At 46.0% G+C, this 17,348-nt stretch carries 10 protein-coding genes; all 10 read right to left on the bottom strand.

Annotated elements, in window-relative coordinates:
• Window positions 1–105: 105 nt before the first annotated feature.
• The 10 genes from R7Z77_RS03560 to R7Z77_RS03515 all read right to left on the bottom strand — a co-directional run bounded on the left by R7Z77_RS03560 (window position 106) and on the right by R7Z77_RS03515 (window position 17,287).
• A complete protein-coding gene (locus tag R7Z77_RS03560) occupies window positions 106–2,514 on the bottom strand; it encodes a GH36-type glycosyl hydrolase domain-containing protein (protein ID WP_033905583.1) in 2,409 nt (802 codons plus the stop codon).
• A gap of 86 nt (window positions 2,515–2,600) precedes the next feature.
• The gene (locus R7Z77_RS03555; RefSeq protein ID WP_033905581.1) at window positions 2,601–4,520 is read right to left on the bottom strand and encodes a beta-N-acetylhexosaminidase; all 1,920 of its coding nucleotides are present in this window, start codon (window positions 4,518–4,520) and stop codon (window positions 2,601–2,603) included.
• Window positions 4,521–4,528: 8 nt separating this feature from the next.
• Complete coding sequence (locus R7Z77_RS03550; protein ID WP_318136602.1) at window positions 4,529–5,419, bottom strand: N-acetylglucosamine kinase; 891 nt, start codon at window positions 5,417–5,419, stop codon at window positions 4,529–4,531.
• 2 nt (window positions 5,420–5,421) lie between these two features.
• Window positions 5,422–7,161, bottom strand: a complete 1,740-nt coding sequence (locus tag R7Z77_RS03545; RefSeq protein ID WP_033905580.1) for a glycoside hydrolase family 9 protein — start codon at window positions 7,159–7,161, stop codon at window positions 5,422–5,424.
• Between the two features lie 63 nt (window positions 7,162–7,224).
• Window positions 7,225–8,220 (bottom strand): ABC transporter ATP-binding protein, encoded by a 996-nt coding sequence (locus tag R7Z77_RS03540; protein ID WP_005380041.1) that lies wholly within the window; start codon window positions 8,218–8,220, stop codon window positions 7,225–7,227.
• 47 nt (window positions 8,221–8,267) lie between these two features.
• The gene (locus tag R7Z77_RS03535; protein ID WP_005380040.1) at window positions 8,268–9,251 is read right to left on the bottom strand and encodes an ABC transporter ATP-binding protein; all 984 of its coding nucleotides are present in this window, start codon (window positions 9,249–9,251) and stop codon (window positions 8,268–8,270) included.
• Complete coding sequence (locus R7Z77_RS03530; RefSeq protein WP_318136601.1) at window positions 9,248–10,279, bottom strand: ABC transporter permease; 1,032 nt, start codon at window positions 10,277–10,279, stop codon at window positions 9,248–9,250. Before R7Z77_RS03530 ends, R7Z77_RS03535 begins: the two co-directional genes overlap by 4 nt.
• A gap of 2 nt (window positions 10,280–10,281) precedes the next feature.
• The gene (locus tag R7Z77_RS03525) at window positions 10,282–11,268 is read right to left on the bottom strand and encodes an ABC transporter permease (protein ID WP_005380038.1); all 987 of its coding nucleotides are present in this window, start codon (window positions 11,266–11,268) and stop codon (window positions 10,282–10,284) included.
• A gap of 169 nt (window positions 11,269–11,437) precedes the next feature.
• Entirely contained in the window at window positions 11,438–13,120 is a 1,683-nt protein-coding gene (locus R7Z77_RS03520; protein WP_005380037.1) for an ABC transporter substrate-binding protein, read from the bottom strand.
• 780 nt (window positions 13,121–13,900) lie between these two features.
• Window positions 13,901–17,287, bottom strand: coding sequence for a response regulator (locus R7Z77_RS03515; RefSeq protein WP_318136600.1), 3,387 nt, complete (start codon window positions 17,285–17,287; stop codon window positions 13,901–13,903).
• Window positions 17,288–17,348 lie beyond the last annotated feature (61 nt).

Raw genomic sequence — 17,348 nt, 5'->3', positions numbered from 1 at the left:
CGGCATCCCACCGCGTCTTAAATCTTTGCTAGCGAACCGATGCACTTGTAAAACATAAATGCACCGGATAAATCAAAAGGGGAGAAGGACTCCCCCAAAAGATGATTAACCTAGAGTAACGATAACTTCGTTTACTGAACCTTCCGCTTGAACTGGTACAGATGCACCATTTACAGCTTCACCGTTCACGGTAATCGACTTAACGCCTTTGCTTACTGAGTCTGGGTTAACGACTTTGATGTTGTACGTTGCTCCTAGCCATTGGCGAGTCACTTCGAAACCAGGCCAGTTCGTTGGGATACATGGATCGATAGTTAGGCCATCGAAGCCTGTACGCACACCAAGAATAAAGTTGGTAACAGCGAAGTAAGCCCAGCCTGACGTACCTGTTAACCATGGGTGGTTTGCACGACCGTGGTCTTGGTGGTCACGACCCATGATGAACTGAACGTATGAGTATGGTTCTGCAATACGTTTTTCGATGATGTCGTTCTGGTTGTATGGGTTTAGCGCATCGTAGAACTTCATTGCACGATCACCACGACCCAGTTTCGCTTCAGCTACCCAAGCCCATGGGTTTGGATGCGAGAATATCGCACCGTTCTCTTTTACGCCTTGGTAAACACGAGTTACGAAGCCGATATCATCATTCGGTGTTGCAAAAGATGGTGAGTTTAGGTGGAGGCCGTATTCAGAGAATAGGTTCTCATCGACAGCGTCCATCGCTTTTTCGCCGCGCTCTTGAGATACCGCACCAGAAAGTACCGCAAGTGTGTTTGACTCTAGGTGTACACGACCTTCTTTTTGTTGCGCAGTACCGATCTTGTCGCCATTTTTCGTCAGACCACGGATGTACCAACCGCCTTCGTCATCCCAAAGGTGAGTTTCACACGCTTCACGAACGTTTGCTGCCATCACTGTGTATTTTTCAACGTCGGCTTCTTTGCCTAGGTATTTCGCTAGGTCGATGAACTCCTGCAGTGCCCAGAAATGTAGGAACGACACCATTGAAGATTCGCCGCCACCTAGGTTCAGACAGTCATTCCAGTCTGCACGCAGGCCTTTACAGATACCGGTTTGACCGACGTATTCAGCCGAGAAGTCTAGCGCTGCTTTCATGTGGTCATAAACGGTTGCATCACCGCCGTCTGCGTAAGGGATCACTTCGTCAAAGAAGCTGTGCTCACCGGTTTCCATCACGTACTTACAGATGGTTGGAACTAGCCATAGGTGATCATCAGAACATGTGTCTTCGATGCCGTGAATCTTGTCTTCATCAGATGGAGTAGGAACAACTGTTGGTGATTTCGATGGTTTAACGTCTGCTTTTTCTGGATCGAACCAATCTGGATCGAATAGGTGTAGACCGTAACCCGCCTTCACTTGACCGCGCAGTAGGTCAACGATACGTTTACGCGTCATTGCAGGGTTAGCGTGAGGAACTGAGATCGCATCTTGCGCTGTATCGCGGTAACCAAGACCAGTACGGCCTCCCACCTCGATGAATGAAGCAAAGCGAGACCACACCACACACGTTTCCGCTTGGTATAACGTCCAAGCGTTGATCATGGTATCTAGACCTTCGTTTGGTGATTTCACTTGGAACTTGCCACAACGCTCATCCCAGTGTGCTTTGATACCCGCAAATGCGTTGTCGACTTCTGCAAGGTCTTGGTACTTAGCACGCAGACGCTCTCCGTTGCCTTTACCGATACCGAGAATGTAAGCAAAGCGAACTTCTTCACCCGGCTGAATAGTAAATTGCTTATGCAAAGAGCCACAGTGGTTGTAACAAGTTTGCGCTGTATTGAAACACTTACCTTGTTCTACCGCTAACGGGTTTGCTTCGTCACGGTATAGGCCTAGGAAGCTGTCACGTTGGCCGTCGTATGAATCTGGGGCAAATGTTGAAGCTAGGTAGTAGAAGCCTTCGAAATCGTTGGTGTTGTAGTACAGGTCGTACTCGATCACGCCTTCGTTGTAAGCCGTACCTGCCGAGTACAGAGACATCTGATGGTTTTGGTTATCAGATTGAATGTGGCTGAATGAGAACTCAACAAATGAGAATGCACTGATCGTACGTGGTTTGTCAGAGGTGTTTTTAATCACTACATCCCAGATTTCAGCGTCTTCGCCTTTTGGTACGAATAGCGTCTTTTCAGCTTCAATACCGTTGTACTCACACTTAAATTTAGAGTAAGACAAGCCGTGACGAACTTCGTAGTTTGCTTCGTCTAGGCTCTTCGCAACTGGTTGCCAAGAGATTGACCAGTAATCACCTGTCTCATCATCACGCAAGTAAACGTAGTGTCCTGGGCGATCGAATGTCGCATTTGGACGGAATTTAGTAACACGGTTGTATTCTGGAGAGTTGTAGAACGAGTAGCCACCCGCGTTGTGCGAGATAACCGTACAGAACTTCTCAGTACCTAGGTAGTTGGTCCATGGTGCTGGTACGTCAGGGCGAGTGATGACGTATTCGCGATTCTCGTTATCGAAATAGCCGTATTTCATTTGTGTCTTTCCTTTTTACGAAGCTGCGCCTGCAGCCAAAAATTTAAAAACTGTTTAAGCGTGATACGTTGGCATCTAGCTTGGTATTACTTCCACGGTTTACGGTAATTCACTCCCTGCAAGTCGAGCAGAGGAAGGTGACCTTTCAAACGTGATAAATAGTCGGTCCAATCGCGGTGTTGTTTTTCAGTCCAACATGCTTCTGCCATGGCAGTTAGGCGAGGGAAAATCATGTAGTCCATGCGCGATGGGTTGTTGATGATTTCGCACCATAATGCTGTTTGAATGCCCCAAATGCGCTTACGTATTGGGTCGTCAGCAGGCACTTCAGCGAGCGGCTCGTAGTTGTAAGCTTTTTCTAGTGGCAGTGGGTTTGCCCAGTCCACGCCCGGTTCTTCAGGTGCGTAGTCTTGGGTCATATCTAGGTAAGTGGTTTGTGCTGGTTGCAGCACCACATCAAAGCCTTGGCGAGCACAGTTCAATGCCGCTTCTTCGCTTAGCCATGAGTAGATCACCGTATCTTTACTGACTTTGTCGCCGTGTTGAGCTTCTTCCCAGCCCAGCATGCGTTTGCCCAATTTACGAAGTTTGTCTTCGGCATAACGCAAGAAGTGTCCTTGCAAATCTTTGTAGTCGCTGTAACCCAGTTGTTCCATTAGTGCTTGGCATGCTGGGCTTTTTGACCATACGCCGTTAGGTACTTCGTCGGCACCAATATGAACGTAAGGCGCAGGAAAAAGTGCAGAGACTTCTTCTAGCACTTTGTCGATAAATTCATAACTCCCCGGCAGAGCAGGGTTAATGACGTTGTCGTTGTAATGCTGAATACTGCGGTATTCGGTGGTATCTTCCGCTTCTACCAATAGGTGTGGTAACGACTTGATGGCGGCTCGGCAATGACCAGGTACATCAATTTCAGGAATGATGGTGATGCCGCGTTGCGATGCAAATTCGATAACGTCTTTGATGTCTTCTTGTGTGTAGAAGCCGCCGTAACGTTCATCAAAGTGCGTGTACTGTGGTTCATTGATCTCATCCAATCCGCGCCAAGCACCAATATCGGTCAGTTGAGGCAGTGATTTGATTTCAATTCGCCAACCCTCATCGTCGGTAAGATGCCAATGGAACGTATTGAACTTGTAATGAGCCAGTTGGTTGATCAAGCGTTTGACTTGCTTAACGGAGTGAAAATGACGAGCACAATCCAGCATCATACCGCGGTAACGAAAACGTGGCCTGTCCTTGATTGAACAGCAAACTACTTCCATTGAGTTAGGTTGATCGCCAACTTTGATTAGTTGTAATAACGTTGCACAAGCATGGGTAAAACCAGACGAAGATCCTGCTTCAATTTTGATTGACTCTTCGGCTACTTTCAGTTTGTAAGCGCCTTCATCCAAGGTTGGGTTGCCTTTGAAGATGATCTGACTGCCATTGTCTGATGCGAACTCAAATTGGTGAATGCGCTTAAGCTCATCAAGTAGCCATTCTTTAGCTGAATTGGCCAGGCTTGAATAAACCGCGACGCCAGCATGATGATCAAAGCTAAAATAGTGATCGCTGACCTCAATATGGTTTGGTTTTGGCAGCAAGGGCTGTGCATGGGTTAAACTTGCAGGAATCTCACTGCGTTCACGGTATGGTGAAGCTAATACGATAGGCGTGACATCCACTTGTGCGCGCTGTGGGTTTCCATCAACGACAAAGTTGATCATCGCTTCGTTAAAGCCATCCGAGTAATAACGGAATGGGTTCGAACCAATACTGAATTCACAGTAATAGTGATGGTTGGCAGCCAGTACCACCCCTTCTGGCTTAAGTGTGCAAAAACTACCAATTTGAGTCAGTTGACCATTTGAAACGCTGTCTGGAAGAATGTAACGATCGAAAGCGAAAGTTAAGCTCCAGCTGTTTAGGTCTTGGTCGCTCAAGTTATGAAAGGTGAGGCCAAAGCGGCAGTTTTGTTTCTGCTCAGAAAGGACTACGAGATCAACACGATATTCCATATCTACTCCTACGCCGCACTGAGCGAGTAAAGGTTATGTTCTGGTTTGCCAGCAAACATAATTGCGCCTTCAATCGCGTCAAACTGTGGCTCAACAATCCATTGCTGAACTGGTGGTGAAAGCCAACGTACAATGCGTTCAGCTATGCTGCCCATTAAACAAATACGTGTTGCGCCGCGCTTGTTTAATGCCACGAGAAACATTTCTATATCCGCTGCGGTTTGCTTCAGCATTTCAATGGCCAGTGCATCGCCTTGTTCCGCATGTTGGAAAATAGCCGGAGAAAACTGCCCATAATCACGAGGAAGCGCCTGTTTTGACCACGCCACCACGTTGTCGACCTCATTTTCGAAATGCGTCATAACGTGTTGTGCTAGGGGCGTTTTTTCTCTGATGCCATCTTCAGCTAACAAAACTTGCTGAACTAGGCGTAGCCCCATCACTGCGCCGCCACCTTGATCCGAAATAGGGAACTCACGACCACCGACAACGTGTTGCTCCAATCCTTTAAGGTAGATGCCACAAGAACCGGTTCCCGCAATCATGATTGCGCCATCTTCGCCATTGTGCGCACCAACGCACGCACCGTAAGCATCGGTATTCAGAGTTATACTGGCAAATGGATGAGGAAGAGACATGAAGGCTTGCCAAGATGCTTTGTGCTCTGCGCCAGCAAGGGCTAAGCCGACGTGCATCGACGCGAAATCTTGGTGTGTCAGACCGCCTTGCTCGGTAGCCGAAGTGATGGATTCAAGAATCGAAGCCATTGCTATTTCAGCACCTAGCATGATGTTGGCACTGCCGCTTTTGGCCTCGCCAAGAAAATTACCTTGTGAATCTTTAATCCTGGCTCGACATGACGTGCCGCCACCATCGATACCGACAAAATACATTCCCATGATTATTCTTCCTTCATATTTTTAGAGGTCGCCAACTGAGAAACATGCTGAGCTTGACTCATTATCGCGAGTAAGTACCAAGCGCCATGCGGGATCCATTGTTCGCCCCAGCGCCAGTTTTGTAACACGTCTTCTTTTTGTGCTGGTGGGTTAAATGCAATGTCTTCCTCGTCTTCAAAGCCGCCAGTGATTCCGTTACACACGCCACCTTTTGCGTTGAAGAAACCATATTGAGGGAGGTAATCAGGGTTGTTACGACCATGGCCATCTAGCATGCACATGTCGTATGGGTTTAAGCCTACAACCCAGTTCAATGCATCTTGAGCAAACACAGAAAGTTGTTGCTGTACTTCTTGCGACGCTATATGCGGTTGAGCAAGGTACGCCATGGTCGCGAGTGAGCCCAGTCGAGCATTCTCGCCTTGCCACCAATAGCCGGATTCATTGTTGTGTGCGACAAAAAATGCCTCGCGTTTTGACTCATTTACGCCTTTAACATATTGGCGAGGGTAACCGAATGGGTTGATCACTTTATTCGATATTGTGATCTCAAACTCACACGCTAGGTTGACGATACGTTTTACCGATTCCGCTCGTGCTGAGTCGTCTTCAATTGATAGATATTCGCATAGGGCAATAACTGGTAGACCAGCTTCGGCTGCGTGAAAATATGGACGGCTGCCGTCTTGGTTTGCTGACCAAAAGTGTTGAATCTGCTCGTCGCTCATTTGGCGTGCAACTAAACGTTGCGCCCACAAACGGCTCTCTTCCAAGTAGCGAGTTTCTTTGGTTGTTTTAAACAGTTCTACACAAGCCAGTAGCGCACAGTATTCGTCGATAATGTTTTCTTCCCCATCATTGAGGTACTGCGTATTGTGCTCTTTTAAGTGCCAGTAACCATTTTCGGCAGCGTTGCGGTATTTTTGTTGATCGTATTCACCGTGAACACTTAAACGCGACGCTGCCGCTAGCGCTGCAATGGCGACACCGCCACCTTGTCGAAAGCCTGCTTGATAGTCGTCAAATTTGTGACCAAGTTGAGTTTCGTACGCGCAAATCTCGCGTTGCGCAGTATCTTTGCTCCACTTGTCAAAGACCGTCATGTAGAAAAAGCCTTTTTCGTTTTGCATACGCACAAGAAAGTCTGCACCGAACAGGGCTTCTTCAATCAGACGTGTACGTGTGAAAGCTGCAATGTCTTCGCTTCCTTCAAGCAATGAAACCCCTTTTAGGATGTTCCAAACCACCATTGGGGTTTGTTGAGGATTCAAATAATTCGCGTATGAAAGGTGACTTAAATACTTGCTAACGTCTCCTGATGCGTCGTACCAGCCGCCGTGTACATCAACCTTTTTATTGGAGTTTAGTACTGGAAGTTGTCGATCTTGTTTATCGAAGATCCCGCCGCAACGTTGCGATTTGAAGTAGTGGATCACATCTGACAAAGTTTGATCCAACAGAATGTGTTCGCCAACGATGAAAGAGGAAGAGCGCGTATCTTCTACTTGCAAGAAATAGTCACCTGACGTTGTGAAAGAGGAAAAGTCGATGAGGTAGAAATAGCCCTGATGCCAGTTCGCCACTTTACCTTGTTCTTCAACCGCAAAAGTTGCCACGGTTTGCTCGCTAGTGGCACAAATCAATTGAGCAGTGTAAGAAGACAAGTGTGGTTGTTCGGTCTGGATAATGGCTTTCTTTGGGCCCAGACGTTCATAACCAATGTGGTTAGTCAGTAGCAGCATTCAATGTCTCCGGGAAACGATAAAAACAGGAATGGGTCAGGCTGAACCTGACCCTCGTTATGATTAATCTTCAAATAAGTAACAGCGGACAAAGTGGTTGTCGGACAGTTGAGTGACGCCCGGTAGTCGTTCGCGACATTTGTCGGTAGCGTGTACACAACGTCCAGCAAATGGACAGCCGACAGATTCTGGTGTCCAAAGTGGGATTTCCCCTTTGTTGCCTTTCAGTTTCTCGTGAATAGACTTCGATGGATCTGGAACCGCAGATACCAACAGTTGCGTATATGGGTGTTGAGGATCGTGAATGATTTCTTCAGTATCGCCCCATTCAACCATGTGACCTACGTACATGACCGCGAGATCTTCAGCAATGTAACGCGCTGTTGCGATGTCGTGAGTGATGTAAAGCAGAGACATTTGTTTCTCGAACTTCATCTCTTCCATCAAGTTCAGAACACCGGCACGGATTGATACATCGAGCATCGATGTTGGCTCATCCGCCAATACCACTTCAGCACCAACTGCGATGTTACGAGCTAGGTTTACACGTTGACGCTGACCGCCAGATAGCTGGTGCGGGAACTTTTGCGCCGTTTCTTTTGGTGGAATAAGACCAACTTGTTCAAGTAGGTCGTACACACGCTCTTCCAGTTCTTTCTTGTTGCCCGGTGCTACTTTCTTATGAATCAGCAGCGGGCGCGCAATATGGTGGAAGATATTGTGCGTTGGGTTTAGCGAGCCAAACGGGTCTTGCCACACCATTTGTACACCTTCACGGTAGGTCATTAAATCGTGACGAGAGGTGATGTCTTGGATATCACGACCTTTGTACTCAATGATGCCATCGGTTGGTGCGTACATTTTTGCAATCATTTTTGCAGTAGTAGACTTACCTGAACCAGATTCACCTACCACTGACAAGCCGCGGCTCTTGTACATTTTGAAAGAGACGTCGTTGATTGCGCGCATCTTAGATTGTTTGATTGAGTTACTGTTTAAAGGGAAGTCCTTAACGACATTTTTACCCTCAATCAGCAGTTCGCCGAATTGTTTGCTCATAATTCTCTCCAGTGTAATTTTTGTTCTTAGCTAGCGTTTTTTTGTTGTTAAACCTTAGCTTGAGCAATGGTGTCGCCGTACAAATGGCAATTTGAGAGGCGACCTGGTTCAATTTGACGTAATTGGGTTGGTACACGTGTACATGCTTCATGTACGCGATCGCAACGAGCTTGGAAGCGGCAGCCCCGTGGTACTTCTAGCAAGTTCAACGGGTTACCTGGAATACCAGTCAATTTGGTCTTTGGTCCAGTTAGTGGAGGGAAAGAGCTACCCAAACCTTTGGTGTAAGGGTGGTAAGGACTTTCCAGAATTTGCTTAGAAGGCGCGACTTCAATCAACTCACCTGAGTACATGATGCCGATACGATCCGAGAACTCGACCATCAATGACAAGTCATGTGTGATGAACAGAATTGAGAAACCAAACTCTTCTTTAAGCGCGTAAATTTTTTGTAGAATTTCACGTTGAACCACTACATCCAATGCGGTAGTCGGTTCGTCCATGATGATCATTTTTGGGTTCAGAGCCAAAGCGATTGCGATTACTAGACGTTGACGCATACCACCAGAGAACTGGTGCGGGTAATCACTCAATCGGCTAGGGTGGATATCAACGATTTCCAGCAGACCTTCAGCGCGTGTTTTTGCTTGAGCGCGAGTCATATTGGTATGACGCATGATGACGTCACAGAACTGCTCTTCCATGGTTAGAACAGGGTTCAAAGCGTTCATCGCACTCTGGAATACCATCGACATTTCACTCCAGCGGAACGCTTGCATGCGATCATCGCTGTACTGAAGGATATCTTCACCGTTGAAGATAACCTCACCACCTGTGATAAACGCTGGTGGCTTATGAAGGCGCATTAGTGAGAAGGCAACAGTGGATTTGCCACAGCCAGATTCACCAGCCAGACCGAATACTTCACCTGGTGCAATGTCGAAGCTCACGTTGTTACAGGCGCGGACATCGCCCGCGTCTGTGATGTAGTCTACGCATAGGTTACGGATGGAAATTAGTGGTGCAGTCATGAGTATTTATCTCCGCTCCATAGTGCATTTTGTGGTGCCAGTTCAGGCTCACGCTCTTTCTTGTCTTTTGCTGCTAGTTTTTTCCAGCGTTTCATGCCTTTGTGAGAACGAAGTTGAGGGTTCGCAATTTCGTCAACGGCAAAGTTCAACAGAGCAAGACCAGTAACCAGTAGTGTTAGGGCAATACAAGGTGCTAGTACTTCCCACCATGCGCCAATCAGCATGGCTGATGAGGTTTGCACGTTGTAAAGCATGATGCCCCAACTGATCGTGTTGGCATCACCCAAACCTAGGAACGAAATGACCGCTTCAGTGTTGATCGCCAGCATTACTGAGCCAATGAAGCTCGCACCGACAATTGGGATAAGGTTTGGTAAAATCTCAACGAAGATGATGCGGAATGAAGACTCTCCCAATACTTCGGCAGCTTTAACGAACTCTTTCTCGCGTAGTGCCATAGTTTGAGAGCGGACAACACGTGCACCCCATGCCCAAGAAGTACCAGCGATAATCAAGGCAATGGTGAGTGGGCCTGCTTCACCGATAAAGGCCGCCAACACGAATAGCAATGGATACTGCGGGATTACTAACATGATGTTCATCGCGGCACTCAATACGTCATCCACTTTGCCGCCGAAGTAACCTGCCGATATACCAATGACTGTTGCTAAGAAGCACACGATGATGCCAGCGCCAAAGCCTACACCCAGTGATACTCGTGCACCGTAAGCCACTTGCGACCAGATATCGCGACCCATTCGGCTAGTACCTAATACGTGGTCGGCCTTTTTAGACATAATCAGCGTACGACGATCGTCTGCTAGGTTTTTAGCGACCCAACCATCAGGATTGTTTTGTGCCTGTTTTAAAACAAAGCTTGGGTATTCGTGCGGGTTACCGGTTCGCTTGTCTGGCGCATGCTTTGTGAGTAAAGGAGCGGCAATCGCAACGAACACGAACAGCGTAACAATGCCAAGACCAATGCGAGCGAATGCGTTACCTAAAATAAGTTTGAATAGTTCTTTCATGATTATTTGCCTCCCGTACGTAGGCGAGGGTCTAGAATCATGTACAGCATGTCAGCCATTAAGTTGAAGCACAGCATGAACATCGTCATGATAATTAACTGACCTTGAAGTACTTGGTAGTCACGAGCGTGAATTGCGTTCAATAGAACAGTACCTAGGCCTGGGTAGTTGAAAATCATCTCGATGATTAATTGACCTCCAATGGCCATACCTAAAGACATAGACAGTGCGGTAACACTTGGAAGTAGTGCGTTACGTGCGGCGTAATTAAAGACGACGCGGTTTTCACTCAGCCCTTTACCTTTAGCCATCGTGATATAGTCTTCGGCGAGAAGGTTGATCATGTTGTTACGCATGTTAACTAGGAAGCCACCAATTTGAACGATGGTTGCACAGAATAGAGGTAGTACAGCGTGGTAACCCACGTTCTTGATGAACTCCCAGCTTGTCCAATCAGGAATAGTACCTGGCGTGTAAGCATAGCCAGATGGGAACCATTTCAGGCCAATCGCAAAGGTAAACAGCGCTAACATTGCGATAACCATTTGTGGAATAGCTTGAATGATCAATGTGCCAGGCGTTACGAATGCATCGTACTTACTACCGCGCTTCCAGGCGGCAAAAATACCAAGGACAGAAGCGATGGAGAAAGAAAGTACAACCGCAGTACCAGCTAGAAATAGTGACCAGCCAAATGCACTACCTAGTAAAGAATTAACTGAAAGTGGGTAGAACTGGATTGAGGTGCCCAATTCCCAACTTAGAATGTTTTTAATGTACGAGAAGTACTGAATGTAAATTGGCCCATCAACGAAACCGAGCAGTTCTTTCATTGCTGCGATTCGTTCTGGAGTCACCTGTACTGAAGCATTAGCAAACATCATGGTAACTGGGTCACCAGGCATTGCTCGCGGAATAATAAAGTTTAACGTCGCTGCAACTAAGAGCGCGACAAGATAGAACGACAAACGTCTTAAAAAATAACCCATAACTCACACCTTACTCACCCAGATTTTTCCCTGTTTCTGGTTTCAGGTCGCTCCTAGCGAAATTTAGAGCGAAAAATCCCCTGACGACGAGCGCCACATATTGGTTTCGTTAACAAGGGATTTTTATAGGCGGCACACGGGATGTATGCCGCTTGAAATGAACTTCTACTTATTTAACTGGTTTTAGGTCCAGTACGTGAAGTAGACGCTCTGGGATACCTGCCCAAATGTTTGGACGGCCCTTAGGGTTTTCTTCGTTCCACCAACCAGTGAAGCGAGTTGTGTTGTATTGGTACATGTACGCGCCAGATAGCACAGGAATAGTTACTTGGTCCTGAGCAATGATCTTCTGAATGCCATGAGCGATCTCTAGCTGTTCTTGCTTATCTGCTGTCTTGTAGAAGCTGTTAAGAAGACCGTCTAGCTTATCGTTCTTGTAGAAGTGCATTGCAAAGCGAGGCATGCCGTCACCAGCTTGTAGCTTCGAGTTGTAGCCACTATCCCAGTACAAGTGTGGATCTGCACCGTGGAAGTAGTTGGTGTAAGCAACGTCGTAAGTACCTTCTAGCATTGCTTGGTTGTATACCGAGAAGTCCGGTGTACGAGCACGAGCTTTAATGCCCACTTCTGCTAGTTGCTCAACGGCTAGTTGTACTGTGTTGTTGAAGTCAGTCCAACCGTTTGGTGATTGAATTAGAAGCTCGAAAGACTTGCCAGATGGTGTATCCACAAAGCCATCTTTGTTTACATCTTTGAAGCCAGCTTTAGCTAGAAGCTTTTTCGCACCTTCCGCGTTGTATGTGTTGTAGCCTTTGTACTTGTTGTGCGTCTCTTCATCAGACCAAGCTTCGAATGCGTAGCCAAGGCCAGATGCGAAGTCGTTCACTGTACCGCCGCCGTAGAAAGCGATATCAATGATAGTTTGACGGTCTAGCGCCATAGAGAACGCACGACGGAAGTCAACGTTAGTTAGTGCTTCGTTTTTCGCAGCGTCTGGGTTTTTGAAGTTCACTACAAATGCTTGAGTACCCGCTGGTGGGTACCAGTAGTGGTGATTCGGACTTGCTGCAGCGTACGTACGGTCGATGTCTGGTACGAATGAAGACGTCCAGTCCATTTCTCCGTTAACGATTTTGCCCAAGAATTGGTCGTTGTTCGCGATTTGTGGCACACGCAGACAATCTACATCTAGGTTGTCAGCATCCCAATAATTCGGGTTCTCACACTGGATATATAGCTGCGGTGTGAAAGTGTCGATTTCAGTAAATGGACCACTGCCTACTGGATTTTCGTTTGTGAATGTTGCTGGATCTTTTACTTTGCTCCATACGTGCTTAGGTACGACGGGTACTTTCGCAATTTCGTAAGGAACGTTTGAGTTTGCTTCGCTTAGACGGAATTTAACTTGGTAGTCGTTAACTTTTTCTACGCCAGTCACCCAAGAGTTGATACCAGATTGGTCTAGCTCTGGCTTCTCTTTAACTAGGTTGAAAGAGTAAACAACATCATCAGCGGTAAACGCTTTGCCATCAGACCATTTTACGCCCTTACGGATATCGAAGGTTACGCTCATCAGGTCATCAGCCATGGTAAAGTTTTCTGCTAGACGAAATACAGGCGTATTACCGTGCATTTCGTTAAAAACAACGAGCGGCTCGTAAATAAAGTCGGTTGTTGTGTGCAGGTTAGTTGCACCCAAGAAAGGGTTAAAGTTACGAACGAAAGTTGTAAACTCTTTAGGGTGGATAGTCAGTTCACTGCGTTCAGCCGCAGTAGCTACCGATGCAAAACCTGTAGTAGCCGTTGCAATAATTGCTGTTGCTAGTGCTGTTTTTTTAATATTGGCAAGCATAGCTGTTCCTTACTATTTGCTTTCATTTCACTAAATGGAATTGAATGTCATCAATTGATAAACACTCTCTAAGACCTACCTCTTGTACATGCCTTACTCATTACAACATTGAGTTTCGCCAAGAGTGGCCTGTAGGCCTTAGGCAGGAGTAAGAAAACACCTTATCCATAAAATAATCAAACTTGATTCCCGTTAAAAACGTTAAAATCTCTGAGCTCTCCGTTATAAACGTTATTTTGGCTAATTTTAACCAGCATTGGGCCAAAAAATAAACGTTGATATGCGTCGCAGTTTATATCCTTGTTAATAATGAATGTTGGTGATTACTAACCTTTTGGTCCTTTTTAAATATACGTTTCTTGCTTGGTTTCTAGGTTCGGAGATCTCGCTCACATGCAGAAATGGTGTTAATTAATCAGCTAAAAATTAATCTGCCGTTCTGTTGTGATTAAGTTCGCAATCTCTATCAATAGTTCGTCAAAATCCGCTTGTTATCTGAAAAATGGCCTTTTTTATCGACAGTTTTCTTCCGTTTGTTGTCCTTTTTTTATTGTATGAATGAAGTTTTTCGGTTGCTCGAACTTACCTAGTTAAGACAAGTTAAATGGATAAGGTCGTACGTTTTGAAGACCAACAATAGATAGCGTTGTCTAACCAAATGTTCGTTATTGGAAATATGTTAACGGGGTAGGAAGAGGCGGTCTCTTTTATCTCTAGGAAGGGAATACTCGAATAACAAAAAAGCCCAGCATGCACGCTGGGCTAGTTTTTTGATAAATATTAGCTGGTCAATAGTCGCTGTAGTTTATCTCGTTGTGCTTCTATGTATGCTCTCTCGGGGCTCTGTTCTTTGCAGTGTTCGAGAATGAACTCTATCGAGCTTAGCACCGTTCTCCAACGTGGTGTTTTGGGTAATGTTTCTATACGCATGTATTTATCTAAAGTGCGTGTTTGCAAAGTACTACGGTCTAGATAAACGCGCCACAAGCCACTTTGCTCTGCAAATGCGAACTTACTTTCACCCGTTACAGATTCCCAATACTCTAAAGCATGTGTCATTGCGTCTACTAGAACTTCTCGCATAAGTTCTTGCTTGTCTTTTTTATTACCGAGCGCTTTGTCTGCAAGGCGCGTAAATTCTCCGCCAAGCTCTTTTAGCTTTTGTAATTGGTCTTTGTCACCATCAAATGCATAACTTGAAAGCACTTCTACGGCGGTTTCTAGATTATGTATGCGAGCGGCACTGGCTCCACCGCCGACATTAAAGATGTACATGATATCTAACCCTGAACCTTCAGGGAGCTTAAGAATGTCTGCTTCGATGTTCTGACGAATATCTTCAATATAGATATCAATCTTGCCACAGTAATGAGGTTGTTTGACGGTTAGATATTTAGGGGCAATCAGCTCATCAGCAGATGAGCGCTTTAGCTGTTCTAAGCTGCGCTTGAATAGCTTACAAGCAGCTTCGTTAGCAAAGCGAATACGCTTGTCTTCACGTAGACAGATGATAGCTTCAGGAGCCGATTCTAGCTGTTCCAACAGACGACCTTGAGTCTCAAGTAAGCTTGCTTCAACGACTGCTCGCTGTCTAAGTTCAGACTCTAGCACTTTGTTTTCCATATGGCGCATTTCTGCTTTACTTGCCGTTAAATGCGCTTGGATACGTGCCGCCAACTCTTGTTTATTAAATGGTTTCGATAAATAGTCGTTGGCTCCTGCTTCAAAACCTCTTACACGATCTTCTGTTTGACTGAGTGCGGTGAGCATAATGATTGGCAACTCGGCATGATCATAGGTTTCACGTAGTTCACTACAAACTTGGTAGCCGCTCATGCCTGGCATCATGATATCCAATAACAGAAGTTCTGGCTTCTCTTGCTCGACGAGCGCTAACGTTTCTGGCCCATCGGAGACGGTACGCACACGATAGCCCTCTAAACGTAAAAAGCTTTCAAGCACGCGTAAGTTTACTGGTTCATCGTCAGCAACATACAGTAACGGGCCGTCTGGGTTCTCTGGAAGTGATAAGTCTTCGCTGTTCTCTACATTAACTTCAGGAATTTGGAAGTGCCCGTGCGCAGCTAGAGTCTGGGTTGCTTGGATTTCTTCTTCACTGGCGAGCGGTAAAGTGAAACTGAAGGTAGTTCCGACCATTGGTTGGCTACTGACGTATAACGAGCCTCCCATTAATTCGATCAATTGCCGGCTAATGGAGAGCCCAAGCCCTGCACCTTGACGATAACGGCTCGCGTCTTGCCCTGCTTGGATAAGTGGTTCAAAAATATGCTCAAGTTGTTCTGCGGGAATTCCTTGTCCAGTATCCACGACTTGTACGCGTACATGATCATCTACCACATTAGCGGAGATAACAATTTTACCTTCTGAGGTGTATTTAATCGCATTGCCAATCAGGTTATATAGCACTTGTTCAAGGCGTTGCGGGTCAGCTGACACTGCTTTTAAATCCGCTGGGACTTGGTTGATGATGCGGATGGTTTTACTTCCAAGTAAATGGCTAGAAAGCTCTAAAACCAATCGTGTTGCACTGCCCAAACTCACTGCTGATTTCTGGATATCCATGCTTCCATAACGCATTTTATGATAATCCAACAAGTCATCGACTAGATTAGCGAGACGCTGACCACTTTTAATGATGATATCAAGCTGATATTTCTGGCTAGCGGGGATCGCGCCATTGGCGCCGGACGCTAAGGTTTCAGCAATCCCGACCATGCCGTGTAACGGTGTACGAAGTTCATGAGAAGTCGTGGCTAAGAATTCATCTTTTAATTTATCGGCCAATTGCAGTTCTTCATTCTGTTTTTGAATGATCTGTATGTTGCTTTCTAGTTCTTCATTTTGCTTCTTAATGGTTTGAATCTTCTCTCGAATAGAGCGTTGCATTCGTTCAAAGCTTAACGCAAGCCGACCAATTTCATCTTTACGAACAGTATTAAAAGACGTGTCATCAAGATCACCTGCAGAGACCTTTTCGGCAACCCAAGTCAATTTCAGCAACGGAGAAGTGATAAAGTTTGATAAATAGTGAGAAGCGATCACCACAAGGATAATGGCGATCAACATAGCGATAACGAATAGTTTTTCGAGTTGATGGATACGAGCGAAAGCTTCGTTTTCTGGTAACTGTACGACGAGCGCCCAAATCACACCACGAGTTTCAATCGGTGCATAAGCCGCGATGATCTCTTCACCTAAACCGTTTGTGTAAGTGCCGACACCAAATGCACCAGAGAGTGCTTTATCGATCACTTCTAAACTGTTCTTAATATCGTCTTGTTTCGTGTTAATTGTGCGAGGTTGGTGATCATTTCCAACCAGCAAGGTGTTAATTGATGACTCTCGGTTGGCGTCTGCGGCTAACTTAGTGATGCCATTATTTGGCAAGCGGAACATGGCATAGCTGTGTAGATAACCTTGCTGAACAATTGGTGCACCTAGCCAAGCGACTGATTTCCCCCCTTCCAGCTCGAAGTCAGACACAATCACAGGAGTGTAGTCTTCGTTTACTTTTCGACGTTCAGTCACATCATCGGCGAGACGCTTGAAAGTTTTGCCAAGTGCCGAGTCTTTGTAGGGGCCTGATAACAAGTTCGTTCCGTAGTTATCGTCTTTGTTGATCGAGTAGGTGACGTTACCATTGATGTCGACCAGCAAAATGTCATTAAAATCAGAGCGCTTGAGGAGCTCTAAGTAGGCCCAATGATAGCGTTTATGTAAAAGCCGGTAACGTTCACTTCCTACATAGTTGGATGACTCGGGTAACGTTGAGGTTTTGATTTGGTCTCCGCTGCCCTCGATGTAGCGCTGTTGGGCGTTTTTACGAGACTCTTCAATATCATTGCCTAAACGACTAAAAGCATTGATGAGACCGTAGAATCGGCCACCACTGGCGTAAGCCAACTCTGAGCGCACAAAGCCCATGACTTCGGTTTCTCGTGCCTCAAAGTAGTCGATGATTTGCTGCTGTTTTGTATCTCGAACAGACAGTAAGTGCGAGGTGCTTTGTTCTTGCAGATCTTTACTGTGGGACTGCAAGAAAAAGATCGCAGTAATGGTAAGAGGTGTGATACTGAGCACTAGAAATGCGGTCATCAGTGTACTCTGAAGGCGCTTAAATTTCTGTTTTTTGTAGAATTTAAACATGGATAAGATTACAACTCATAATGGGCAGTTCTAAAACATACTTCGCTGCCGAGGTTCTCGT

The sequence above is a fragment of the Vibrio sp. 1401 genome, from assembly GCF_033340295.1.
The sequence above is the reverse complement of the archived record's forward strand: the minus strand, read 5'-3'. Positions and strand labels throughout refer to the sequence as shown.

Excerpts from the sequence above, each read along its gene's own strand:
- R7Z77_RS03560 (WP_033905583.1), bottom strand. The coding sequence starts at position 2,514 with ATGAAATACGGCTATTTCGATAACGAGAATCGCGAATACGTCATCACT.
- R7Z77_RS03555 (WP_033905581.1), bottom strand. The coding sequence starts at position 4,520 with ATGGAATATCGTGTTGATCTCGTAGTCCTTTCTGAGCAGAAACAAAAC.
- R7Z77_RS03550 (WP_318136602.1), bottom strand. The coding sequence starts at position 5,419 with ATGGGAATGTATTTTGTCGGTATCGATGGTGGCGGCACGTCATGTCGA.
- R7Z77_RS03545 (WP_033905580.1), bottom strand. The coding sequence starts at position 7,161 with ATGCTGCTACTGACTAACCACATTGGTTATGAACGTCTGGGCCCAAAG.
- R7Z77_RS03540 (WP_005380041.1), bottom strand. The coding sequence starts at position 8,220 with ATGAGCAAACAATTCGGCGAACTGCTGATTGAGGGTAAAAATGTCGTT.
- R7Z77_RS03535 (WP_005380040.1), bottom strand. The coding sequence starts at position 9,251 with ATGACTGCACCACTAATTTCCATCCGTAACCTATGCGTAGACTACATC.
- R7Z77_RS03530 (WP_318136601.1), bottom strand. The coding sequence starts at position 10,279 with ATGAAAGAACTATTCAAACTTATTTTAGGTAACGCATTCGCTCGCATT.
- R7Z77_RS03525 (WP_005380038.1), bottom strand. The coding sequence starts at position 11,268 with ATGGGTTATTTTTTAAGACGTTTGTCGTTCTATCTTGTCGCGCTCTTA.
- R7Z77_RS03520 (WP_005380037.1), bottom strand. The coding sequence starts at position 13,120 with ATGCTTGCCAATATTAAAAAAACAGCACTAGCAACAGCAATTATTGCA.
- R7Z77_RS03515 (WP_318136600.1), bottom strand. The coding sequence starts at position 17,287 with ATGTTTAAATTCTACAAAAAACAGAAATTTAAGCGCCTTCAGAGTACA.